At 70.4% G+C, this 23,032-nt stretch carries 16 protein-coding genes, 1 pseudogene and 1 riboswitch; of the genes and pseudogenes, 8 read left to right on the forward strand and 9 right to left on the reverse strand.

Annotated elements, in window-relative coordinates:
- Positions 1-250: 250 nt before the first annotated feature.
- Both WQ56_RS02925 and WQ56_RS02930 read right to left on the reverse strand, forming a co-directional pair.
- Positions 251-619: an EF-hand domain-containing protein gene (locus WQ56_RS02925; protein ID WP_082132142.1), complete on the reverse strand. Its 369-nt coding sequence runs from the start codon at positions 617-619 to the stop codon at positions 251-253.
- Positions 620-633: 14 nt separating this feature from the next.
- The gene (locus tag WQ56_RS02930) at positions 634-1,842 is read right to left on the reverse strand and encodes a fatty acid desaturase (protein WP_047135561.1); all 1,209 of its coding nucleotides are present in this window, start codon (positions 1,840-1,842) and stop codon (positions 634-636) included.
- Positions 1,843-1,959: 117 nt separating this feature from the next.
- On the opposite strand from WQ56_RS02930, the gene WQ56_RS02935 reads away from it, so the two are divergent.
- Together WQ56_RS02935 and WQ56_RS02940 are read left to right on the forward strand one after the other, a co-directional pair.
- Complete coding sequence (locus tag WQ56_RS02935) at positions 1,960-2,787, forward strand: ATP-binding cassette domain-containing protein (protein ID WP_082132143.1); 828 nt, start codon at positions 1,960-1,962, stop codon at positions 2,785-2,787.
- A 101-nt stretch (positions 2,788-2,888) separates the two neighbouring features.
- Positions 2,889-4,940 carry a sodium-translocating pyrophosphatase gene (locus WQ56_RS02940; RefSeq protein WP_047135562.1) on the forward strand — a complete coding sequence of 684 codons (2,052 nt, stop codon included), beginning with the start codon at positions 2,889-2,891 and terminating at the stop codon, positions 4,938-4,940.
- Between the two features lie 55 nt (positions 4,941-4,995).
- On the opposite strand, the gene WQ56_RS02945 is transcribed toward WQ56_RS02940, so the two are convergent.
- The gene (locus WQ56_RS02945) at positions 4,996-5,538 is read right to left on the reverse strand and encodes a hypothetical protein (protein WP_047135563.1); all 543 of its coding nucleotides are present in this window, start codon (positions 5,536-5,538) and stop codon (positions 4,996-4,998) included.
- 244 nt (positions 5,539-5,782) lie between these two features.
- Positions 5,783-7,348, reverse strand: coding sequence for a M91 family zinc metallopeptidase (locus tag WQ56_RS02950; protein WP_047135564.1), 1,566 nt, complete (start codon positions 7,346-7,348; stop codon positions 5,783-5,785).
- Positions 7,349-7,537: 189 nt separating this feature from the next.
- Between WQ56_RS02950 and ppa the strand changes: the two genes are divergently transcribed.
- Together ppa and WQ56_RS02960 are read left to right on the forward strand one after the other, a co-directional pair.
- Complete coding sequence (gene ppa / locus WQ56_RS02955; protein ID WP_047135655.1) at positions 7,538-8,071, forward strand: inorganic diphosphatase; 534 nt, start codon at positions 7,538-7,540, stop codon at positions 8,069-8,071.
- 117 nt (positions 8,072-8,188) lie between these two features.
- On the forward strand, positions 8,189-9,301 hold the full coding sequence (locus WQ56_RS02960; protein WP_047135565.1) for an HDOD domain-containing protein: 1,113 nt from the start codon (positions 8,189-8,191) through the stop codon (positions 9,299-9,301).
- Positions 9,302-9,510: 209 nt separating this feature from the next.
- Here the strand turns inward: WQ56_RS02960 and WQ56_RS02965 are convergent, their stop codons facing one another.
- The 3 genes from WQ56_RS02965 to WQ56_RS02975 all read right to left on the reverse strand — a co-directional run bounded on the left by WQ56_RS02965 (position 9,511) and on the right by WQ56_RS02975 (position 15,801).
- Positions 9,511-12,294 carry a TonB-dependent receptor gene (locus WQ56_RS02965; RefSeq protein ID WP_047135566.1) on the reverse strand — a complete coding sequence of 928 codons (2,784 nt, stop codon included), beginning with the start codon at positions 12,292-12,294 and terminating at the stop codon, positions 9,511-9,513.
- 167 nt (positions 12,295-12,461) lie between these two features.
- The gene (locus WQ56_RS02970) at positions 12,462-13,337 is read right to left on the reverse strand and encodes an AraC family transcriptional regulator (protein ID WP_047135567.1); all 876 of its coding nucleotides are present in this window, start codon (positions 13,335-13,337) and stop codon (positions 12,462-12,464) included.
- Positions 13,338-13,446: 109 nt separating this feature from the next.
- A complete protein-coding gene (locus tag WQ56_RS02975) occupies positions 13,447-15,801 on the reverse strand; it encodes a winged helix-turn-helix domain-containing protein (protein WP_047135568.1) in 2,355 nt (784 codons plus the stop codon).
- 207 nt (positions 15,802-16,008) lie between these two features.
- Here WQ56_RS02975 and WQ56_RS17555 point away from each other — a divergent pair, with 207 nt between their 5' ends.
- Positions 16,009-16,764, forward strand: a complete 756-nt coding sequence (locus WQ56_RS17555) for an RNase A-like domain-containing protein (protein ID WP_052772790.1) — start codon at positions 16,009-16,011, stop codon at positions 16,762-16,764.
- A 13-nt stretch (positions 16,765-16,777) separates the two neighbouring features.
- Positions 16,778-17,080: a contact-dependent growth inhibition system immunity protein gene (locus WQ56_RS02985; protein WP_052772791.1), complete on the forward strand. Its 303-nt coding sequence runs from the start codon at positions 16,778-16,780 to the stop codon at positions 17,078-17,080.
- A gap of 133 nt (positions 17,081-17,213) precedes the next feature.
- On the opposite strand, the gene WQ56_RS02990 is transcribed toward WQ56_RS02985, so the two are convergent.
- Both WQ56_RS02990 and thiC read right to left on the reverse strand, forming a co-directional pair.
- On the reverse strand, positions 17,214-17,810 hold the full coding sequence (locus tag WQ56_RS02990; protein ID WP_047135569.1) for a DUF4136 domain-containing protein: 597 nt from the start codon (positions 17,808-17,810) through the stop codon (positions 17,214-17,216).
- Positions 17,811-17,937: 127 nt separating this feature from the next.
- On the reverse strand, positions 17,938-19,815 hold the full coding sequence (gene thiC / locus WQ56_RS02995; protein WP_047135570.1) for a phosphomethylpyrimidine synthase ThiC: 1,878 nt from the start codon (positions 19,813-19,815) through the stop codon (positions 17,938-17,940).
- Positions 19,816-19,939: 124 nt separating this feature from the next.
- Positions 19,940-20,035: riboswitch (TPP riboswitch) on the reverse strand.
- Between the two features lie 159 nt (positions 20,036-20,194).
- On the opposite strand from thiC, the gene WQ56_RS18415 reads away from it, so the two are divergent.
- Positions 20,195-20,344, forward strand: coding sequence for a hypothetical protein (locus tag WQ56_RS18415; protein ID WP_156170226.1), 150 nt, complete (start codon positions 20,195-20,197; stop codon positions 20,342-20,344).
- A gap of 86 nt (positions 20,345-20,430) precedes the next feature.
- Positions 20,431-22,932: pseudogene (gene thrA, locus WQ56_RS03000) on the forward strand (bifunctional aspartate kinase/homoserine dehydrogenase I); the annotation flags it as partial.
- Positions 22,933-23,032 lie beyond the last annotated feature (100 nt).

The following is a 23,032-nucleotide window of genomic DNA, read 5'->3' on the forward strand; positions in this document are numbered from 1 at the left end:
GCATGCGTCGCCTGCTACGTCGTCGCGCGGGCGGGCTCCGCGTCCGGGGCTGACATCCATGCCATACCGATTCGTGATGGCCCGCGCGCGAGAAACCAGGCACCCGGACGTAGCCGGGCTACGGGGTCTTCGGAGCTGGAGCAAAGCCGACAGGCCGCGGCGGGGGCACGCAGGCATGCGTCGACCGGCGCAGCCCAGGGATTGCACCACCGGGCTCGGCTTCGCGCGCGTGCCCGGATCGCGGACACCGTCAGCGCTGCGGCGGCGCCGCAAGCTCCCGAGCGTCGAGAAAGCCGTCGCGGTTGCGGTCCTGGCGATTGAAGGTCGCGGCGAGGCGCGCCAGATGCTCGGCCCTTGTAATCGGGCGGCCCTGGCCGCCCGGCAATTCGTCGGCCGACAACACGCCGTCTCCGTCGCGGTCCATGCGGTCGAAGGCGTAGCCCATCCACGCCTGGTACTCGGCGAGCGAGACGCGCCCGTCGCCGTCGGCGTCCATCCGCTCCAGGTACTCGGACGTGCGCGCGACCTGGGCGCCCGCGGCCGGCGCCAAGCCCACGCCTGCCAGCGCGATCGCCAGCCATGCGACGATCGCCACGCGCGCGCCGGTCGGACGCGGCATCGCCCCGCGCCGGCTCAGGCGCGTGCGCTCTGCAGCGAGTAGCCCTTGAGCCGCGCCGAGTAGTCCTGCAGCGCGCGGATGCCGCTGGCCTCGGCCTCGCGGCACCACGCCTGCAGGTTCTGCAGCGTCTCGCCGGCGTTGAGCGAACGCGCTTCCAGCAGCGCTGCCAGGCGCGCGCGGTACTCGACCAAGGTCCGGATGCGCGGCCGCTGGGCGACCCAGCTCTGCAGCTGCGCGCGCGCGTCGGGCGGCAGCCAGCGGCCGTCGTCGACCAGGCCCTTGCGCAGCTTGCGCGGCAGCAGCGCGCGCAGCTTCGCGCCCGCGGCCTGGGCTTCCTCGCGCAGCGCGGGGCCCAGCACGTTGCGCTGGTAGTCGGTCATCGCCTGGAACCGGTGCGCCAGCAGCGCCTTCATCGTGTCGGTGTCGGGCACGTGGATGTTCGGGCGCACGTCCAGCGACGGCGCGACGCGCAGCACCTTCGCCAGGCGCAGCTTCTCCAGGCCCTTGATGACCATCCAACCGATGTCGAACTCCCAGCGGCGCAGCGCGAACTTTGCCGAGCTGGGAAACGCATGGTGGTTGTTGTGCAGTTCCTCGCCGCCGATCCACACGCCCCATGGCGTGAGGTTGGTCGCGGTGTCGGTGGTCTCGAAGTTGCGATAGCCCCACCAGTGGCCCAGCCCGTTGACCACGCCGGCGGCCCAGAACGGGATCCATGCCATCTGGATCGCCCAGACCGCGACGCCCTTGAAGCCGAACAGCACGAAGCTCGCCAGCAGCAGCACCGTCGGCCCCAGGTTCGCGTGCGGGGTGTAGAGCCGGTGCTCGATCCAGTCGTCGGGCGCGCCCTTGCCGTACTGCTCGATGTCGGCCCGCTGCGCGCGCGCCTCGCGATACAGCTCCACGCCGCGCCAGAAGACGTTGCCGATGCCCTTGTGCATGGGGCTGTGCGGATCGTCCTCGGTCTCGCACTTGGCGTGGTGTTTGCGATGGATCGCGACCCACTCGCGGGTGATCATCGACGTGGTCAACCACGTCCAGAACCGGAAGACGTGCGCGACGGCGGGATGGAAGTCGACGCCGCGATGTGCCTGGCTGCGGTGCAGGTACAGGGTGACGGCGAAGATGGTGAGCTGGGTGACGGCCAGCAGGTAGAGCAGCATTGCGCCCCACCCCAGCTGCAGCAGGCCACCGGACAACAGGTCGAAGATCGAGACGGACATGGCGACGGACGATCGGGTTCGGGTGCGCCTCATGATGGGACGGGCCCGGGACGATTGCCATCCCTGCCCGGCCGTATGGTGAGCGCTGCCGTTCAGGCCTGTCACACTGCGCACCAGATGAACACGCCCCAGGTCCCGACACCACCGCTGCTCGAGCTCCATGATGCGACCGTGGTCCGCGACGGCCGCACCGTGCTGCATGCACTGCGGCTGCGGATCCCGGCCGGTCGCCACACCGCGATCCTAGGTGCGAACGGCTGCGGCAAGTCCACGCTCGTGCAGTTGCTCACCCGCGAGCTGCACGCGCTGGCGCATCCCGACGGCACGCCGCCGGTGCGCGTGTTCGGCGCGCGACTGGGAGACGTGGCCCGGCTGCGCGCGCGGCTGGGCATCGTCACCGGCCGCATCCACCAGGACCTGCTCTCCGTCCCCGCCCTCCGGGTGGACGCTGCGGTCGTTGCCGCCGCGTACGGCAGCATCGCGCCGGTGGCGCCGGCCCTGGTCGACGACGCACTGCGGATCGCCGCGCACGAGGCGCGGGCCGCGATGGCCGCCGCGCACCTGGCCGGGCGCCGCTACGCGACGCTGTCGGCCGGCGAAGCGCGGCGGGTGCTCATCGCGCGTGCGCTGGTCCATCGGCCCGAGGCGCTGCTGCTCGACGAGCCCTCGACCGGACTCGACGTCGTTGCGCGCGCGCAGTTGCTCGACCGCCTGCGCGCGCTGGCGCGCGGCGGCACCACGCTGGTGCTGGTGACCCACCACGCCGAGGAACTGGTGCCCGAGATCGGGCACGTCGTGCTGCTGCGCGAGGGCCGGGTACTGGCCGAGGGGCCGCGGGCCGACATGCTGGATGCCGGATTGCTATCGCAGGCCTTCGGCGCGCCGCTGCGCCTGCACTGCGACGCGGCCGGCGTGCCCGCGCTGCAGGTCGCTCCGGGCGATTGAGGCCTCGCGGCGCCGCGGCATGCCCTCATGCCTGCGCTGTGCCATAGTCGGGCCGCACCATCGCTGTTCTGTCTGGCATCACCACTTTCGGGAGGGGGTCCATGCTCGAGCAACACGGTCTATGGCTGGCGCTGGGCTGCGCCGCCATCGCAATCGTCTACGGCGTGGTCTCCGCCGGTTGGATCAACCGGCAACCGGCCGGCAACGAACGGATGCAGCAGATCGCCGGTGCGATCCAGGAAGGCGCGCGCGCCTACCTCAACCGCCAGTACCTGACGATCGCGATCGCCGGCGCGGTGCTGTTCGTGCTGATCGGGCTGTTCCTGGGATGGGCGACCGGGCTGGGCTTCCTGCTGGGCGCGGTGCTCTCGGGCGCGGCGGGCTACATCGGCATGAATGTCTCGGTGCGCGCCAACGTGCGCACCGCCGAGGCCGCGCGGCGCGGCATCGGCCCGGCGATGGACGTCGCGTTCCGCGGCGGCGCGATCACCGGCATGCTCGTCGTCGGGCTGGGGCTGCTGGGCGTGGCCGGCTACTGGATGCTGCTGCCGCGCTTCGGCATCGTCGGCGAGGCGGCGCTGCATGCGCTGGTCGGCCTGGCCTTCGGCAGTTCGCTGATCTCGATCTTCGCGCGGCTGGGCGGCGGCATCTTCACCAAGGGCGCCGACGTGGGCGCGGACCTGGTGGGCAAGGTCGAGGCCGGCATCCCGGAGGACGACCCACGCAACCCGGCGGTGATCGCCGACAACGTCGGCGACAACGTCGGCGACTGCGCGGGCATGGCCGCCGACCTGTTCGAGACCTACGCGGTCACGGTGATCGCGACGATGCTGCTGGGCTACCTGATGGCCGACAGCGTGGGCGGCAACGGTGTGCTGTATCCGCTGGTGCTCGGCGGCGCCTCGATCCTGGCCTCGATCGTCGGCACGTTCTTCGTGCGCGTGCGGGCGGGCGGCTCGATCATGGGCGCGCTGTACAAGGGCGTAATCGTCTCGGGCGTGATCGCCGCGGCGCTGTTCTGGCCGATCACCACGCAGCTGATGGCCGACAACGCGCACGGCGCCGGCAACCTCTACTGGTGCGCGCTGATCGGGCTGCTGCTCACCGGCGCGATCGTCTGGATCACCGAGTACTACACCGGCACGCAGTACGGGCCGGTCCGGCACATTGCGCAGGCCTCGACGACGGGCCACGGCACCAACATCATCGCCGGGCTCGGCGTGTCGATGAAGTCGACCGCGCTGCCGGTGGTGGCGGTGTGCTTCGCGATCTGGGCCTGCTTCTCGTTCGCCGGGCTCTACGGCATCGCGATCGCGGCGACCGCGATGCTGTCGATGGCCGGCATGATCGTCGCGCTCGACGCGTACGGGCCGATCACCGACAACGCCGGCGGCATCGCCGAGATGGCTGAGTTGCCGCCGGAGGTGCGCGAGATCACCGATCCGCTCGACGCGGTCGGCAACACCACAAAGGCGGTGACCAAGGGCTATGCGATCGGCTCGGCGGCGCTCGCGGCGCTGGTGCTGTTCGCCGATTTCACCCACAACCTCGAAGCGAAGTACCCCGGCGTCGAGTTCCGCTTCGATCTCGCCGACCCGGCGGTGATCATCGGCCTGTTCGTCGGCGGCCTGATCCCCTACCTGTTCGGCGCGATGGCGATGGAGGCCGTCGGCCGCGCCGCGGGCGCGGTCGTCGAGGAGGTGCGCCGGCAGTTCCGCGAGATCCCCGGGATCATGGCCGGCACCGGCAAGCCGCAGTACGACCGCGCGGTCGACATGCTGACGAAATCCGCGATCAAGGAAATGATCCTGCCCTCGCTGCTGCCGGTGCTGGTCCCGGTCGTGGTCGCGCTGGGCATGAACGCGCTGATGGGGCCGGGGGCGGGCATCCGCGCGCTGGGCGGCCTGCTGATCGGCACGATCGTCACCGGCCTGTTCGTCGCGATCTCGATGACCACCGGCGGCGGCGCCTGGGACAACGCCAAGAAGTACATCGAGGACGGCTTCCACGGCGGCAAGGGCAGCGAGGCACACAAGGCGGCCGTCACCGGCGACACCGTCGGCGATCCCTACAAGGACACCGCCGGCCCGGCGATCAATCCCCTGATCAAGATCATCAACATCGTGGCGCTGCTGTTGGTGCCCTTGCTCTAGCGACGGCGGATACCTTTGGCGCCGCGCCCGTTCTGTCGGCGGCGGGCAGGCGCGCTCAGTCCCGCAGGAACGTGCCCCGCACCAGGTCGAACCAAGGCGTGCACAGCAGGCGCTGCGCATCGGCGAACGCGAAATCGGCGCGCCAGACCTCGCCGTCCTCGCCCGCTTCGGGCGAGAGCAGCCGCGCGGCGTCGGCCGGGGCGACGCCCAGACACCAGCGCACCGCGACCGGCGTGTCGCCCAGCCACTGCGAGAACGCGAACTCGCCCGCCAGTTCGCCGCCCGGCTCGACGCGGCGCGCCAATGGGGTGGGCGGCACCGTCGGCGCCGGCGTGGGCAGCGACTGCGCGACGTGCGAAAGCGTGACCCGGCCCTCGCCTTCGTCGCGCAGGTACGGGATGCCCGCCGCGCCTTGCATCTGCCGCCCGGTCAGGACCGCGTGGCGGTCGCCGCGGTCGAATACGGCGAGCGCAGCGTTGCCGGTGTTGCGCAGCCGGTAGCGGACTTCGAGCGTGCCGCGGGCCGTCGCGGCGAACACGGCGTCGAGTGCGGCGCCCTCGGCGTCGACATGGGCGCGGGCGGTATCGGTGGGCGTCATGGAGGGCCTCGTGTCGCGGGAAACCGAAGGGTGAGACATCGCGAGCGATGCCGTCAGAAGCATCGCCGACCAGGCATTGCGGAAGGCGCGCGACCGGGGCCCAGCATGCGGCCGGCACCGTGAGCGCGGCGCGCACGGCGCGCGTGGCCTCAACCGCATCCCGGCGCGCGTCCCAGCACGAGGAAGGCGGCGCATGCGCCGCCTTCCGAGCCCGGATCACCGCGGTGCATCGCGGCGTGATCGATCAGAGCGCGTAGCTGGGACGATCCGGCAGGCCGAGCTCGCGGCGGATGCCGTTCTCGGTCAGGTGGATCGGATTGTGGGTGATCGGGCCGGTGCCGTCGAAGTCGTAGGGCTGGGCACTGGACTCCAGGCCCACGGCCTGTCGTTCGGCATTGGGCACCTGCCCGCTGTCCGGGCCCTCGCCGCGGTAGGTCCCCGGCAGGAAGGTGCCGTTGACGCCGTTATAGGCGTGCGACATCTCGTGGTAGAGCACCACCGACGGCGCCGGGAACGCGTCCATGTGGAAGGACGGGTTGTAGCTGATGGTCACGTCGCCACCCGCCCCGGGACGCCCGTTGACGATGTCGGCATCGTTGCTGAAGGTCTGCGCGTAGCCGTTGTCCTCGTTCGACAGCTCCTGGATCGTCACGGTGTTGCCCTTGGCCTCGGCGGCCTTGTCGAACTCGGCGAGCATCTGCTGGCCGTTCGGCGAGGACCTCAGGAAATCCAGCTCAGATTGCATCCGCTGCACGAACGCCTCCGAGCCCTTCACCGCGATGCCGCGGTCGCCGACGCTGTTGTCGATCTCGACGTTGACCACGGTCGGCTTGGCGCCGGTCGCGGCGTTGACCAGGTCCGAGACCTCCGAATAGACCGTCGTCTGCGCGTTCGCGCCCTCGATCGTGTCCTGGCCGTCGCCGGCGTACACCGTGCTGCGGCCCTCGCCGACGTGGACCACGTCGTCGCCGCGGCCGGCGGAGAGGATGTCGAACTCGCCGCCACCGTGGATGACGTCGTCGCCGCGCCCGCCCTCGATGTAGTTGGTGCCCGTGCCGGCATGGATGGTGTCGCTGCCGTCGCCGCCGTAGATCACGTTGACGCCGCTGCCGCCGTGGATCTCGTTGGTGCCGCCGGTGGTGTGGATGTCGTTGCGACCGCCGCCGGTCACCCGGATCTGGTCGTCGCCGTCGCCGCTGGAGATGCGGTTGTCCCCGTTGCCCTCGACCAGCACGTCGTTGTCGCCCTGGCCGGCATCGACGACGATGTTGACGTCGACGTTGGGCGCGACCTTGATCGTGTCGTTGCCCTCGCCGGTGCGCAGCGTCAGCTCCTGACCCTCGCCCAGCCGCACCTCGTAGCTTTCGCCGTTGACGGTGACGTCGAGCGTCCCGTCGTCGCGCTGGCTCACGCCGACGTCGTCGTTGCCGCTGCCGGTGGTGAACACCACCTGGTCGCGGCTCACGTAGCCCTGGGCGACGGTGCGCTCGCGCGCGATGTCCACCTGGTCGTCCTTGTGCAGCGGCTCGATCTGGACCGGCTTGCCGTCGGGCGTGCTGCGGGTGGTCTTCTCGCCGGGATTGGTGGCCGTGCCGTCGATCTCCACCGCACCATTGGCCGCGCGCTGCGGCTGGTCGCGCGTGCTGACCTGCGGACCGTCGTCGGCCATCCCGTCGACGGGATGGCCGTGCTCGACCTCGGTCGTCGACCCGTCGTGGCGGTGCGGGGTCGGTGCCAGCGGGTTGTCCCAGTAACCCTGGGCGCTCGATGGGGAGACGGACGTGGGCGACAGCGAGTCGAACGTGGTCATGGCAGGCCTGCGCGAGAAGGAGTGGCGACCATATGTACGCCAGCGTATGGCGCCGCCGTACTAGGGCGTACCCGAGGCCGCGCCGGCGCGGAACCGTTTCAGTCGAAACCGCCGGCCGATGCGCGCTGCGCCGCAACAGGGCTTGCGCGTAGAATGACGGCCCACTTTCCGCACTGGAACCGCAGCAGCATGGGCCTGGATTCCGTCTCCACCGGCAAGAACCCGCCGCACGAAATCAACGTCATCATCGAGATCCCGAAGGACGCCGAGCCCGTCAAGTACGAGGTCGACAAGGAGAGCGGCGCGATCTTCGTCGACCGCATCCTGTCCACGCCGATGCGCTACCCGTGCAACTACGGCTACGTGCCCTCGACCGTCTGCGGCGACGGCGATCCGGCCGACGTGCTGGTCGTGCTGCCGCTGCCCCTGGTGCCCGGCTCGGTGATCCGCTGCCGCCCGGTCGGCGTGCTGAAGATGAGCGACGAGGCCGGCAGCGACGAGAAGATCCTCGCCGTACCGGTGGACAAGGTCTTCGCCGGCTATGCGCACGTCAACGACCTGGAGAACGTGTCCAAGCACTGGCTCGAGCGCATCGGCCACTTCTTCGAGCACTACAAGGATCTCGAGAAGGGCAAGTGGGTCAAGGTCGAGGGCTGGGGCGACGCGGCCGAGGCCAAGCAGATCCTGGTCGACGCGATCGAGGCCTACAAGCAGGCCGGTTGATCCGCCGCCGGCGCCCATGGCGCCGGGGCCCGAGCGGCGCGCCAAGCGCGCCGCGCATGGCGGATCCGTCCGCCCGATGCCGCGCCCGCGCGGTGTCCCGCAGGGGGAGTTGCACAGGTGCGCATTCTGTTCGTAGGGGACGGGGACGGGCTGCCTGCCGGCCTGCTCGCGCTCGTCGGCGACATGGACGAGCGCTGGCACGTCCAGCACGTCGAGGATGGCAATGCCGCGATCGCGCTGGCTGCCGAATCGCCGCAGGACGTCGTCGTCGTGGCGCCCGCACTGCCGGACATGCCGGCCGCGACGCTGCTCGGGCAGATCCGCACCCTGCGCCCGGAAACCTCGCGCATCGCGCTGATCGGCGCGCATCCGCACGCGCGCGTGCTGTCGCTCGCACACCGCTTCCTGCCCGTACCGGTCGGCGAGGCGCAACTGCTCGAGGCGATCGGCAGCCTCGAGGAGCTGCGCGAACTGCTCGACGACCCGGCCCTGCGCACCTGCATCGGTCGCATCGAGCAGCTACCGCCGCCGCCCCAGACCTACCTGGCCCTGATGCACGCGCTCGAGGCGGACGAGGACACCGGCACGGCCGATATCGCCCGCTTGATCGGCAGCGACCCGGCGATCGCCGCCAAGGTCCTGCAGCTGTGCAATTCGGCGTACTTCTCGGCCGGCAGGACGATCACCGACCTGCGCACCGCGGTGACCCGCCTGGGCCTGTCGACGATGCGCGACCTCGTGCTCGCCAGCGAGGTCTTCGCGCAGCCCGGCGGCCACGACATCGACCGGCACGCGCTGCAGCAGCGCGCACTGCTCGCCTCGCAACTCGCGCGGCGCATGCTGCCCGAATCCAGCGCCGAGCTCGGTGCGACCGCCGCCCTGCTCGCCGACATCGGCCTGCTGCTGCCGGGCGTGCGCGACGCCCGCCCGGGCGCCACGGCACCCGACGACACGCGCGATGCCGACGCACCCGGCCACATGGAAGCCGGCGCCTACCTGCTCGGCCTGTGGGGCCTGCCGATGCCGATCATCGAGGCGGTGGCGTTCCAGCGCGACCCCGCCCGCGCCGGCACGCGCAGCTTCTGGATCGCCGGCGCAGTCCACGTCGCGACCTCGCTCGTCGCCGACCTGCCGGTGCGGGAGGACTACCTGGCACGGACCGGCGTCCACGCGCAGCTCGACGGCTGGCGGGCGCAGGCGGCGCGGTTGATGGAGCGGCTGGCCGGCTGACGGCCTCTACGGCGCTGCCCGACCCTGCGCGGCGCAACGGCACCGACGATCTGACATGCGGTGAACGGCAACACGCGTGCCCTTACCTTGTGTGGGCGGTGCTCCCTGCGCGCCGTCGCAGCGTCGCGACGTGCCCATGCGGGATCGCATCTTGCGGAAGGTTCAAAAAAAAACGGCCCCCGAAGGGGCCGTTCCTCTACCAGCGTCGATCAGAAGCGCTGACGGTACTGGATGTAGGTGAAACGTCCAGGCACGTCGTACTGCGGGTCGAACTGGTTGTACGGGGCCAGCAGCGCGAGCGGCGGATCCTTCTCGAACAGGTTGTTCGCACCCACCGAGATCGTCGCATTCCACGGTGCATTCCAGCGTACCTGCAGATCGTGGTACGTGGTCGAGGCGAGGTGGTTGCGCGGCGCTGAACCGGACGCAATGCGGCGGCCCGGATCCGAGCAGTACTCCTCGGCACCCTCGCCCACGCTATACGCGCAGGCTTCTTCCAGGCCCGACATGTAGCGCGCGGTCCAGGTGACGCCCACATCGCCGATCGCCCAGTCGAGCGAAGCGTTCGAACGGATGCGCCAGTAGGGATCCTGCTGCAGGTACTGGCCCTGCAGGCTCTCGGACTCGGAATCCACCGTCGCGCGACGCTCCCAGTTGGAGAGGTAGGTGCTGTCCCACGACAACGCAAACTGGCCGTAGCTGGTCTCCGGGAAACGGTACTTGACCGACAGGTCGTAGCCTTCCACCTCGTAGGACGAGAGGTTGAGCAGCGGCATGTCGATGTTGGTGACCATGTTCGGGGCGCCCGGGTACGTCGGATCGCGCGTGATCAGGCCGCAGTAGATCGACTGCTCGGTCGCGTTGCCCGCGTAGCACTTCTCGAGGATGAAGTTCGCCTCGGGACGGGTGATCGCGTTGTCGATCTTGATCTTCCACCAGTCGAGCGAGACGTTCAGGCCCTGCGCCCAGCTCGGGCTGTACACGAAGCCCAGGGTCTTGTTCTTCGCTTCCTCGGGCTGCAGGTCGGCATTCGCCTGCCAGGTGAACGGCTCATTCGTCTGACGCAGGGCGCCATCGCCGGGCTGCTCGAAGCCTGCCGGCACACCGGCGGCCGCGCAACGCTCCCGCACGGTCGGGTTGGCGTTCAGCGGGGAGTGCGTCGAGCACGGGTCCGCGTAGGACTCGTAGGAATCCGAGTCACCCGCGTACAGGTTGTTGATGCTCGGCGCGCGGAAGCCCTCGGCGTAGTTACCGCGGATCAGCAGGTCGGAGAACGGCTTCCAGCGGAAACCCACCTTGTTGTTGGTGGTGTCGCCGAAGTTGCTGTAGTCCGAGTAACGGCTGGCGACGCTGAAGTCGAGCAGTTCGGCACCCGGCAGATCCGCCAGCACCGGGATCGACAGTTCGAGATAGACCTCGTCCAGGTCGTAGCCACCGCGGGTCGGCAACGTACCGTTGCCGGTGCTCAGGCCGGCGGCGATGAACGCGTCGGGATCGAACTGGCCGTACTCCTTACGGCGCTCGTAACCGGCGGCAAAACCGAGCGAACCGGCGGGCAGCTCCACGATCGAACCACTGAGGTTGACCGTGATGCCCTTCGACTCGACCAGGGTCGAATCGTGCGCGGTGAACGAGGTGTAGTCGAGCGCCTCCTGGCTGATCGAGCCCAGAGGCCCGAGCGGGTTGACCGGCACGCAGCCGGCGATGATGTCGCCGCCGGGCGCGCTCACACAGACCGGCACGCCGTCGCGCAGTTCGGACGGACCGTACGCATTCTCGAGATTGGCGAGGTTGAACAGGCCGTAGGTCAGGTCGTTGCTGTCGGTCTTGTCGTAGCGGTAACCGACGTCCCAGTCGAACGTCCGCTCGCCGACCTCGAAGTAGCCTTCCAGGCCGCCGTAGAAGTGGAAGTTCTTGACGTTCTGGTTGAACGAACGACCGCCGGTCTCGCCGAAGCGGCGGTTGACCGAGATCAGGTCGCGGTCGTAGGGGTTGTACAGGCTGTCGGCGTCGAGCGTCAGGCCGGTCACCGGCATGGCAGCCAGCAACTGCTCGGAAATGCGCCCGTTATAGAGCATTTCCGTGCGCACCGAGACCGTATCGGTCAGCGAGTAGGTGCCCTGGGCAAAGAACGACTTGCGCTCCGACGGCGTCAGCAGGAAGTTGTCCGGCGACGAGTTGTAGCCGTGCGTCACGCCGTCGTAGGGCACGCGCTCACCATTGACGATGACATAACGCACATCGTCCGCAGGATCGACGAACGAGCCCGGGTAACCGGTACCGCTCTGCCCGCCGAAGTGGGGCGGACCGCCGGCGGAGATCGGGCGGTCGCCCGCCATGATCGCGTCTTCCTTCACATACGAAGCGCCGATCAGCAGAGAACCGCGGTCGCTGGACGTGCCGATGGTGGCGTCCCAGGCTTCGCGGGCGCCGTCGCCCTGGCCGAACTGGCCGTAGTACGCGCTCGCCTCGACACCTTCGAAGTCGGTGCGCGTGATGATGTTGACGACGCCGGCGATGGCATCGGAACCATAGATCGTGGACGCGCCGTCCTTCAGCACGTCGATGCGCTCGATGATCGCCGACGGGATCGTGTTGAGGTCGACGCTGCCACCCAGACCCGAGGTCCAGCGGCGGCCGTTGACGAGCACCAGGGTGCGCGCCTCACCGAGGTTGCGCAGGCTGATGCCGGCCGAGCCGTCACCGCCATTGTTGAACGTGCGGTTGAGCGCGGCGCCATTGGCCGACACGCGCTGCAGGACGTCCGCGACGGAGGTCCAGCCCTGCTTTTCGATCTCGGCACGGGTCATCGTGAGGACCGGCTGCGAGGTCTCGATATCGGCCTGCTTGATACGCGAACCGGTGACCTGGATGCGGTCGAGCTCGGTGGTGCCCTGCGTCTGGTCCTGCGCGCTGGCAGCGACGGGCGCGAGCGCGAACACGATCGCCGCGGGCAGCAGGCCCTTGCGAATCGCGGGGGTGCGAAGGTTCATCAAATTCTCTCTCCAGAGTGGTTGCGTTACTGACGCGTTAAGACGCCCATCGCACGTTACGTCTGCACACTGGATTCACGCCTTGCACTGCAGGTCTTAAGGCTTTGCCGAATCTGTCTTATTCGATGAATGCGCCGTTATGATGCGACCACTGTCACAGCGACATGTCATGCACTCGCGTAAAGCTCCTCGGTCGCGCCATCGATACCCGCCTGACGCCCGGCTGCGGCCCGGAACCGACTCGCCGAGGTGCCATGGTGCGCCTTGAACGCCCGCGCGAAGCTGCAGCAGTTGTCGAATCCCGTCGCGGCGGCGACCTCGCCGACCATCATCGGGGTCGTGCGCAGCAGATGACCGGCGCGCTCGAGTCGCAGGCGCACCGACAGCGCCTGCGGGCTCTCGTCGTACAGGGCGTGGAACGCTTTGGAGAAGTACCAGCTGGAGAAGCTCGTCAGGTCGGCCAGCTCGCTGATGCGCACCACACGGTCGCTGTGGCCTTCCAGATAGAGCCTGGCGCGCTGCATGCGGCCGAACACTTGGCGCTTGCGGTTCCGCGAACGGCCGGGGCACCGGCGTGCCCGGGCCGCCAGGTCGCGCTGCATGATCGCCAGTTGCAGCAGCAGGGGCCGGACGCTCAGTCCGTCTCCACTCCCTCGCTGTGCCTCCCGCCAGAGTCGCAGCAACGCGCGAACGTCGCGCGGCGGGATCCGCCCGCGGCCTGCGTACAGGCCGCCGTCGTCGAGCGCCTGCAGTTCGTCCAGCGCCCGGGCATCGAGCGCGAGACCGATGCAGATGCCTTTCGGCCCGGTCTGGATCAACGGCGCGGATTCCTTCTCGAACGCCATCCAGTCGCCGCGCCGCATGCGGAACCGTCCCTCGCGCGACTCGATCCAGCCGTCGCCACGGACCTGGATCCAGATGCTGAAGGCGGGAGCGGTCACCTGCACGACCCCCAGGCGCGAAGCACCCACGCATTGCGCCGATGTGGACAAAGTGTCGAACTGGAGCAGATGGCCACGCTGGGCCCAGAGTGCGGCTGACATCGCGAGACACCCGGTGATGAAGGGGCCTCTTTGTGCCACCCGCGCCCACGACCTGCCCGAAGCGGCGCCTAGGGTTTGCCGAATTCGCCCCGAAATTCTTCCGAAACCGTCACGACGACTTTCTTTTCATGGAAATCAACCACTTGGCGATCAGGCTGGTCGGCGCGTCGCTGTCGCTGGGCACGGGCATGAGCCCGATGTCGGTGCCATCGTCGACTGCGACTGCCACCAGCCAGTCGTCGCGCAGGCTGCTGAACCCGTTCACGGCGCTCCGGTGGGACGCGTCGAGACAATCGCTGTGCGCGGGCCGCAGCCCCTCGTCTCCGAGATCGAACAGGGTCATCCGGGTCCGGCAGCCGGCGTCGCTGTCCAGGTACGACAGGCGACCCTCGGTGGTCAGCGCCCAGCTGCGATAGCGCCAGCGCGACGGCACATCCGCGCTGAGCTGGCGGGTACGGGACAGCGCGAGATCGGCGGGCGCACTCCACAGACCGTTGCCGTCGAGCCGGGTGTAGAGGACCCGCGCGTGCCGCGGATCGAATCGGACATGCGAGACGCCCTCCATTCGGCCCCGGACCCGCCAGTCGCGATCGTAGGCGACGAGCACCGTCCGGCCCTCGCGCTCCTCCTCGATCACGAGCAGCCCGCCGCCCGCCCCGTAGACCGCCTGGACCGGGCGCGCCGCGGGCACCGGCAGCGGCGTGACCCGGCCGGACGCCGGCCCGATCTCGACGACCCCGGGGCGTCCCTGCGCATCCAGCGCCGACAGCAGCAGGCGGCGGCTGTCCGCCGACCACACCGGCGGTTGCCGCGTGTCCGGCCGCACGCCGGCGATCGGCCGCAGCGACCCGGGACGCGCGAGATCGACCCACCACAATTCGAAGCTGCCGGTGCGATCGGACGTGAAGACGAGTTGCCGGCCATCCGGCGCAGCGACGGGTTGGGTGTCGCGCCCCGAGGACGCGAACAGCGGTCGCCTCCGGCCGGTCTCGGCATCGATCCGCTGGATCCCGAACTGCGGCTGGCGGTGCACGAACGCGACCATGTCCGCGTCGCGCGCGATCACCGGCATCTGCGCATCCTCGACCCCCAGGTCCGAGGTCGCACCCGTCCGCAGGTCCAGCCGGTGCAGGCGCGTCTCGCTGTCGATCCGGCGACCGTAGACCAGCGCGTACCCGTCGCGCGTCCAGCTCAGCCCGCGCAGCTCGGTTCCCAGCCGGGTCAGCTGCTCGGCCTCGCCGCCGTCGATGGGAATGCGCCACAGATCGCCCAGCTGCGGGTTGCGGATGAAGGCGATCCATCTGCCATCGGGCGAGACCTTCGGCAGATAGTCGAGATCGCCCGGGGTCGCGGAATAACGGAGGGGACGCCAGCCACCTGCCGCCGGATCCAGGTCGAGGATCCGCAGACCCGCGCCGTCCCGACTGCCGGTCATAGTGCCGAAGAGCAGTCCGCTGCCATCGGGAAGCCAGTCGAAGCTCAGCAGTTCGCTGCCGTCGCAGCGCGCGATCTCCCGCTCGCCGCCCACAGCGGTGGCGGACACGAGCAGGATCCGGCAGCCGCCGGCCGCGTCCCAGCGCGCGAACGCGATATCCCGGCCGTCGGGCGACCAGGCCGGCAGGTCGTCGCGCTCGCCGGCCCGCGGGCGCGACACCGCGCGGGGGGCGGCGCCCGAGGTCGCCTGCACCAGGATGGACGCGCCCGGCAGCGGGGTGCCGTCGGGCAGCATGCTGGCCGAATAGGCGACCATGCCGGCATCCGGCGACAGGCTCGGCGACAGCTCGAATCCGGCAGCGGACGTGACCAGCCGGTAGGGCTTGCCCGGCGCCAGCGCCGAGACGTCGTCCGTCGCGGCAAGCCGCGGACCGGGGTCGCGCGAGGCCAGCAGGACCGCGCTCACGACGCAGATCGCCACCACGGCGAGGACCGCACCCGCCCACCACGCCTGCGTCCAGCGCCCCGGAGGCGCGGGTGCCGGCGCGGGCGTCGTGCCCGCTGGCCGTGTGGGCGCAGGCGTGTCGGAGCCGTCACGCGTGGGCTCGCCCTCTGCAGTCGTGGAGACATCCGCTGGCGCGGCCGCTGTCGAGACGGCATCGCCCGGGACCGTCACCGGCACCGTCAGGCGGTAGCCGCCCTTGGCGATCGTCTCGATGTAGCGTCGTCCCTCGGCAGCGCCGGCGCTGCCGCTGCCGAAGGCCTTGCGCAACTGGGTGACCGCCTGGGTCAGCACGTCGTCCGTCGGAAGCGTGTCCGGCCAGGCCTCGGCCAGCAGGTCGTTGCGTGACAGGACTGCACCGGGGGTACGGGCCAGCGCCCGGAGCACCGCGGCCGCCTTGGGCGTCACGCGTATGGCGCGTCGCCCGCCGGGCATCTCGATCTCGCGGGTCGCGAAGTCCACCGTGCCGGCCCCCACGAGGAGACGCTGCGGTAGAGCGGCTTCCTCTGGGTGGGATGAACCGGTCATGCTGCTTCCAATACTTCTGACGCGACCTGCAAGGTCGGTGAGATTAGCCAACGACAGCTGAACCCGGCACGATCCGGCGCCAGATCCGGCAAAGCAGCCCTGCACGATGAGCGACGGCGGCAGGCCCGGCGCCTAGGGTCGCTCCCAGATGTTTCGCCCGTTGTGGCGTCCTACCCTGCCGCTTCCCGAACGACCCGGACGTGGACGATGGACGTTTCCCTGGGCTGCATCGATCGCGCGGGGCCCGACCGCCCCGCCTTCGCTGCCGACGCACCGGCCGCGCAGCCGCTCGCACTGGCCGCGACCTCGCGCGATGCGCTCGATGCGCACCTCGCGGCGCTGGTCGAACGCGGCGGACTGGAGGCCTTCCTCGCCGAGACCGAGGATGCGGTCCAGCTCTCCGAACGCAGCCCGGTCTTCGCCGACGAACTCAGGCCGCTGCTCGGCGACATCCGCGACGCCCTGGCGGCGCTGCCGGACGCGACCCTGTCCCGGGTGGAGCGCGACGCGGTCGAGGCCACCGTGGCGCGGATCGACGACCACCTCGCCGGCGTGGACGGCCCCGATGGCGCCGGCGAGGTGCCCGGCGGCGGGCTGGAGGCCCACGAGGATGTCGGCGGGCATCTGATCGAGCGCCATGTCGGCAAGAGCGAGCAATGGCTGCTCGACCGCGTGAGCCGCGAGAACATCAGCGCTGCGTCCAGCTTCCGCGACCTGCCCGAGGCCGAGCATTTCGTCTCGGCGACGATCGCCGACCACCAGGCGCGGATCGATGCCTGGGTCGATGGCGCGGGCGGCAACCGCCTGGTCGTCGACACCACGTTCGACGCCACGACCGGCATCTCGGTCAGTCGCGGCGACACCGCCGCAGTCGACGTGTTCTCCGTCCGCCTGGTCCTCGAGCGTTCCAGCCAGCTCGACATCGGCTATAGAATCGTCACCGGCTATCCCAACAAGCCCTGAGGCAGCAATCCTGATGCGCGCATATCCGACACTGGAGAACTTCTTCGCGGGCTATTTCCACCAGGACTGGGCGGCCGAGCATGACGCGCCCGAGGCTGTGGTCGCCTACTACCGCGACAGCGAGAATCCGGACCAGGTGTCCCACGCCCGCGCGGAAGCCGAGGCGCTGCTGGGCGAGCAGCTCGACGAAGCCGCACTGGGCGCGCGCATCACGGCGCTGGGCTGCGAATACGACCCCACACGCGACGGCGCCACGTGGCGCGGCTGGCTGCAGCGGCTGGCGCAGGACTTGGGCGAAGGCCGCAGCGCCGACTGATCCGCCGTGTAGGAGCGCGCTCGCGCGCGATGTCGCTCGACCGGCAACGGTTCTTCGCGCGCAAGCGCGCTCCTACACAGCCACAAAAAAGCGGGCCCTGAGGCCCGCTTTCCGGCAACGGGATGAATCGCGCTTACAGCGCCTGCCCGCGTGCGCCCGCCTGATGCGGATAGTTCGCGAAGATCTCCGCGATCGTCGAGTAAATCCGCGCTTCGCGCTGCTCCGGCTTGAGGTTGGCGACCCGGCCGACCGCGATGCCCTCCCACACCAGCCGCTTCTGGCGGGCATCGACGAGATCCACGTTCATCGTGCCCTCGGTGTAGCGGTAGACACTGGTGCGCTCGTTCCAGTACGGCACCGCGAAGTAGCCGCGATGGCGGTAGCTGTAATAGTAGGCATAGTCGACCGTCGGGTAGCTGCTGACGTCGGTGCGGCGTTCCATGTAGGCGTTGATGTTGACCCACAGGTCCGGGTTGGTCTCGCTGTAGCGGTAGCCGCGGCGCTCCATCTCGGCGCGGACGGCCGCCTTGGTGACTTCGCTGGTCTGGGTCTCGTAGCCGTCCTTCTCGATCGCCAGCGGCGAATAGAACGACCAGGTGCGGTAGGCCGAGAAATCCGCGCGCGGGTCGGCCTCGGTGGTGATGCGGGGGCCGGTCGCGCAACCGGCGAGCAGCGCGAGGCCGCACAGCGCCACGAGCCAGGCGGCGACGCGGGACGTCGAGGTCTTCATCTTCGGATCTCCCTGTGGATCGCCGGATCGTGACGGCACGTCCCGATACCGGTCCTGAACATACGCGGCGCGACGTGGAGCGGACGCGACGGCCGGACGAACGGTTCATCCGGCCGCCGCCTGCGGATCATTCCGGCCGGTAGACCTCGCCGCCCTGGGCGCGGAACTGCGCCGACTTCTCGGCCATGCCCGCGGCCAGTGCCTGCTCGGCCGCCACGCCATGCTCGGCGGCGTAGTCGCGCACGTCCTGGGTGATCTTCATCGAGCAGAAATGCGGCCCGCACATCGAGCAGAAGTGCGCGGCCTTGTGGGCGTCCTTGGGCAGGGTCTCGTCGTGGAAGGCCTCCGCCTTCTCCGGGTCGAGGCCGAGGTGGAACTGGTCCTGCCAGCGGAACTCGAACCGCGCCTTGCTCAGCGCGTTGTCGCGCACCTGCGCGCCCGGGTGGCCCTTGGCGAGGTCGGCCGCGTGGGCGGCGATCTTGTAGGCCATGATCCCGTCGCGCACGTCGTCGCGGTTGGGCAGCCCCAGGTGCTCCTTGGGCGTGACGTAGCAGAGCATCGCCGTGCCGTACCAGCCGATCATCGCCGCGCCGATCGCGGAGGTGATGTGGTCGTAGCCCGGCGCGATGTCGGTGGTCAACGGCCCGAGCGTGTAGAACGGCGCCTCGCCGCACTCGCGCAGCTGCTTGTCCATGTTCTCCTTGATCAATTGCATCGGCACGTGGCCGGGGCCCTCGATCATCGTCTGCACGTCGTGCTTCCATGCGATCTTCGTCAGCTCGCCGAGCGTCTCGAGCTCGCCGAACTGCGCGGCGTCGTTGGCGTCGGCGATGCAGCCCGGACGCAGCCCGTCGCCGAGCGAGAACGCCACGTCGTAGGCCTTCATGATCTCGCAGATGTCCTCGAAGTGCTCGTACAGGAAGCTCTCGCGATGGTGCGCCAGGCACCACTTGGCCATGATCGAGCCGCCACGCGAGACGATGCCGGTCACCCGCCCGGCGGTCAGCGGCACGTAGCGCAGCAGCACGCCGGCGTGGATCGTGAAGTAGTCGACGCCCTGCTCGGCCTGTTCGATCAGGGTGTCGCGGAAGATCTCCCAGGTCAGTTCCTCGGCGCGGCCGTCGACCTTCTCCAGCGCCTGGTAGATCGGCACCGTGCCGATCGGCACCGGCGAGTTGCGCACGATCCATTCGCGCGTCTCGTGGATGTGCTTGCCGGTCGACAGGTCCATGACCGTGTCGCCGCCCCAGCGGATCGACCAGACGAGCTTCTCGACCTCCTCGGCGATGCCCGACGACACCGCGCTGTTGCCGATGTTGGCGTTGATCTTGGTCAGGAAGTTGCGGCCGATGATCATCGGCTCGCTCTCGGGATGGTTGATGTTGCAGGGCAGGATCGCGCGGCCGCGTGCGATCTCGTCGCGCACGAATTCGGGCGTGATCGAGGACTGGATGCGCGCGCCGAAGGCCTCGCCGGGGTGCTGGCTGCGCAGCCTCGCGTCGCGCACCAGATCCAGGCGCTGGTTCTCCCGGATCGCGACGTACTCCATCTCCGGCGTGACGATGCCGCGGCGCGCGTAGTGCATCTGGGTGACGTTGGCACCGGCCCTGGCCACGCGCGGCTGCGTGCGGGACGGGAAGCGCACACTGGCGAGCCGGGGATCGTGCTCGCGCGCGCGGCCGAAGCTCGACGACAGGCCTGGCAGGACCTCGGTGTCGCCGCGCTCGTCGATCCACGCCGCGCGCAACGGCGCCAGGCCCGCGGCCAGGTCGATCGTCACGTCCGGATCGGTGTACGGCCCCGACGGGTCGTAGACGGTGACCGGCGGGTTGTCCTCGCCGCCGAACAGCGTGGGCGTGCGGGTCAGCGCGATCTCGCGCATCGCCACGCGCAGGTCGGGGCGCGAGCCCTGGACGTGGATCTTGCGCGAACCGGGAATGGGCCGGGTCACCGAGTCGGAGAGGTGCTGGGCCTGCTGCAGCAGGCTGGCGGGCTGGGCGTTCATGGCATTCGTCCTGTTGGATCCGCACCCAGAGGCACGGCGCTCGCGAGGGATTCGCGATGCGGGGACGAAGCGGCGGCGCGTCCGGCCGACGGACGCCGGCACGCGAACGCGCGCCTCCGGTCCGAAAGCCGGTTGCGAAGCTTCCCTACGCCGGTATCAGCCGGATCAGGTTCGAAGGGACTGTCTCAACCGGCGTGCGCCGGTACCCCCGCTTCGGGGCCGATTAGACCACGAAGCCGGTGGGCTCCCAAGGGGCGCCGCAACAGCGGCGCACCGCCCGGATTCGAATTGCGCTCGGCGCACGGCGGGTTTTCCGGCATCGCGATCGTTTCGCCGAAAACCGTTGACAGCGCGCGCGGCGGCGTGGTGTCCTGCGGCCATGATGCATCGCACCAACGCCCGCACCGCCCCGACGACCGCCCCCCGCGCGGTCGTGGGCGCATGCGCGGCGTCGGGCATCACGACGATCGTCGGCATTACCGGCACCGGTACCACCGGGACCGGGATGTGGACGCGCGCCGCCAGTTGACCTGACCGCCCGCTCCGCATCCCGACCCGGGATGCGGACGCCACGTCCCGCCCCGACCGGATGCGGAGCCCCTTCGAGGAGCTCCCATGTCGTCCGCCGTCGCGCCACTCGCCCCAGCCGTCCCCACCGCGCCCGCCGCGCCCGCCACCGGGGCGCAGCCTGCGCTCGCCTGCCACGTGCACAAGTTCGGCGGCAGCAGCCTGGCCGACGCCGCGCACATCGCCGCGCTCGCGGCACTGGTGCCCGGCGATGCCCGAGTACGGCCCGTGGTGGTGTCGGCGATGGCGGGCACGACCAACGCGCTGGTCGCGCTGGCCGACGCCGCGCCCGCGCTCGAGGACTGGAAGCCGGCCTGGGAGGCGCTGCGCCAGCGCCACCTGGCGACCGCCGACGTGTTCGAGCCCGAGACCGGCGGCCCGCTGCACGCAGCGCTCGAGGACGAGTTCGCCACGCTCGCGCACGACCTGCAGGGCCTGAACGCGGATGCCGACGGCCACAACGCGCGTCTGGCGCGCATCCACGGCTGCGGCGAGCAGCTGTCCTCGCGACTGGTCCAGGCGGCGCTCGGCCCGGGCTGGCAGCGCCTGGATGCGCGCGAGGTACTGGTGGTCCGGCCTGGCGAGATGGGCGCGGTCGTGGACTGGGACGCCAGCCGCGCCCGGCTCGCACGCTGGCGCCTGGCGCACGGCGCGCGCGACGTGGTGATCACCGGCTTCGTGGCCCGTGACGGCGACGGACACGACACCACGCTCGGACGCAACGGCAGCGACTACTCGGCGGCGATCTTCGCCAACCTGTTCGATGCCGGCGCGCTGACCATCTGGACCGACGTCGATGGCGTGCTGTCGGCCGACCCGCGCCTGGTCCCCGACGCCGTCTGCCTGCAGGCGATGTCGTACGCCGAGGCCTGCGAGCTCGCCTACTTCGGTGCGAGCGTGCTGCATCCGCAGACGCTGGCGCCGGTGCAGGCCCGCGGCATCCCGGTGCGCATCCGCAACAGCCGCAACCCGGCCGCGCCCGGCACGACGATCGTGCCCGAATCCGTCCCGGCCGCCTCCCCGGTCAAGGGCCTGAGCCTGGTCCGCGACGTGGCCGTGCTCGAACTCGTCGGCAACGGCCTGGTCGGCGTGCCCGGCACCGCCGAGCGCATGTTCGCGGCGCTGCACGCGGCCGGCGTGTCGGTGACGATGATCTCCCAGGGCTCGTCCGAACATTCGATCTGCTGCGTGGTGCAGGCGGGCCAGGTCGAGCGCGGCCGCGAGGCGATCCTCGCGGCGTTCGCCGACGCGATCGACCAGGGCCGGGCGCAGGCGGTGACGGTGACCCGCGACCTGTGCGTGCTGGCGGCGGTCGGCGACGGCATGGTCGGGACCCAGGGCGTCGCGGCGCGGCTGTTCGCCGGTCTCGCCCAGGCGCACGTCAACATCCGCGCGATCGCCCAGGGCGCGAGCGAACGCAACATCTCGGTCGCGATCGCCCAGGCCGACGCGACCCGCGCGCTGCGCGCCGCGCATGCCGCGTTCTGGCTGTCGCCGCAGACGGTCTCGGTCGGCGTGATCGGACCGGGCAACGTCGGGCGCGCACTGCTGTCGCAGCTGGCCGACGTGGTGCCGGCGCTGCGCGCGCGGGCCGGCGTCGACCTGCGGCTGCGCGCGATCGCCAGCAGCCGGCGGATGCGCCTCGACGACGCGCCGCTCGACCCTGCGCACGCGGCGGCCGCGCTCGACGCCGACGCGCCCGCCTGCAACCTCGATGCGTTCGCCGCGCACGTGCGCGCCAGCCACCTGCCGCACGCGCTGATCGTCGACTGCAGCGCCAGCGACGCGGTCGCGGCGCACTACCCCGCCTGGCTCGCCGCCGGCATCCATGTCGTCACACCGAACAAGCATGCCGGCAGCGGCCCGTGGACGCGCTACGCGGCCATCCGCGGCGCGCAGCGCGAAGGCGGCGGCCGCTTTCTGTACGAGGCCACCGTCGGCGCCGGCCTGCCGGTGATCCAGACCCTGCGCGGTCTGCTCGACACCGGCGACACGCTGCACGGCATCGACGGCATGCTCTCGGGCACGCTGGCCTGGCTGTTCAACAGCTACGACGGCAGCCGCCCGTTCTCCGCGCTGGTGCGCGAGGCACGTGCGCTGGGCTACACCGAGCCCGATCCGCGCGACGACCTGTCGGGCCTGGACGTCGCGCGCAAGCTGGTGATCCTGGCGCGCGAGGCCGGCCGGACGCTGTCGCTCGACGACGTCGCGGTCGAGAGCCTGGTACCCGAGGCGCTGCGCGACGTGCCGCTGGAGGTCTTCCTCGAGCGCCTGCCCGAGCTCGACGCACCGATGCAGGCCCGCCTCGATGCCGCGCACGCCGACGGCCATGCGCTGCGCCACCTCGCCCGCCTGCACGGCGACGGCCGCGCCAGCGTCGGCGTCGTCGCGCTGCCCGCCGACCACCCGTGCCGCCACACCCGGCTGACCGACAACCTCGTGCAGTTCCGCACGGCCCGCTATGCCGAGAACCCGCTGGTGGTCCAGGGCCCGGGCGCCGGCCCGGAGGTCACCGCGGCCGGTGTGTTCGCCGACGTGCTCGCGATCGCGCATGCGCTGGGCAAGCAGGCCGGACTGCCGTTCCTGCGGCATGATGACGGCGATGCATCGAGGATCGGTGCCGGGCCGCACGGATGACCGACGGCTTCCC

The sequence above is a fragment of the Luteimonas sp. FCS-9 genome (assembly GCF_001014645.1).
GTDB lineage: Bacteria > Pseudomonadota > Gammaproteobacteria > Xanthomonadales > Xanthomonadaceae > Luteimonas.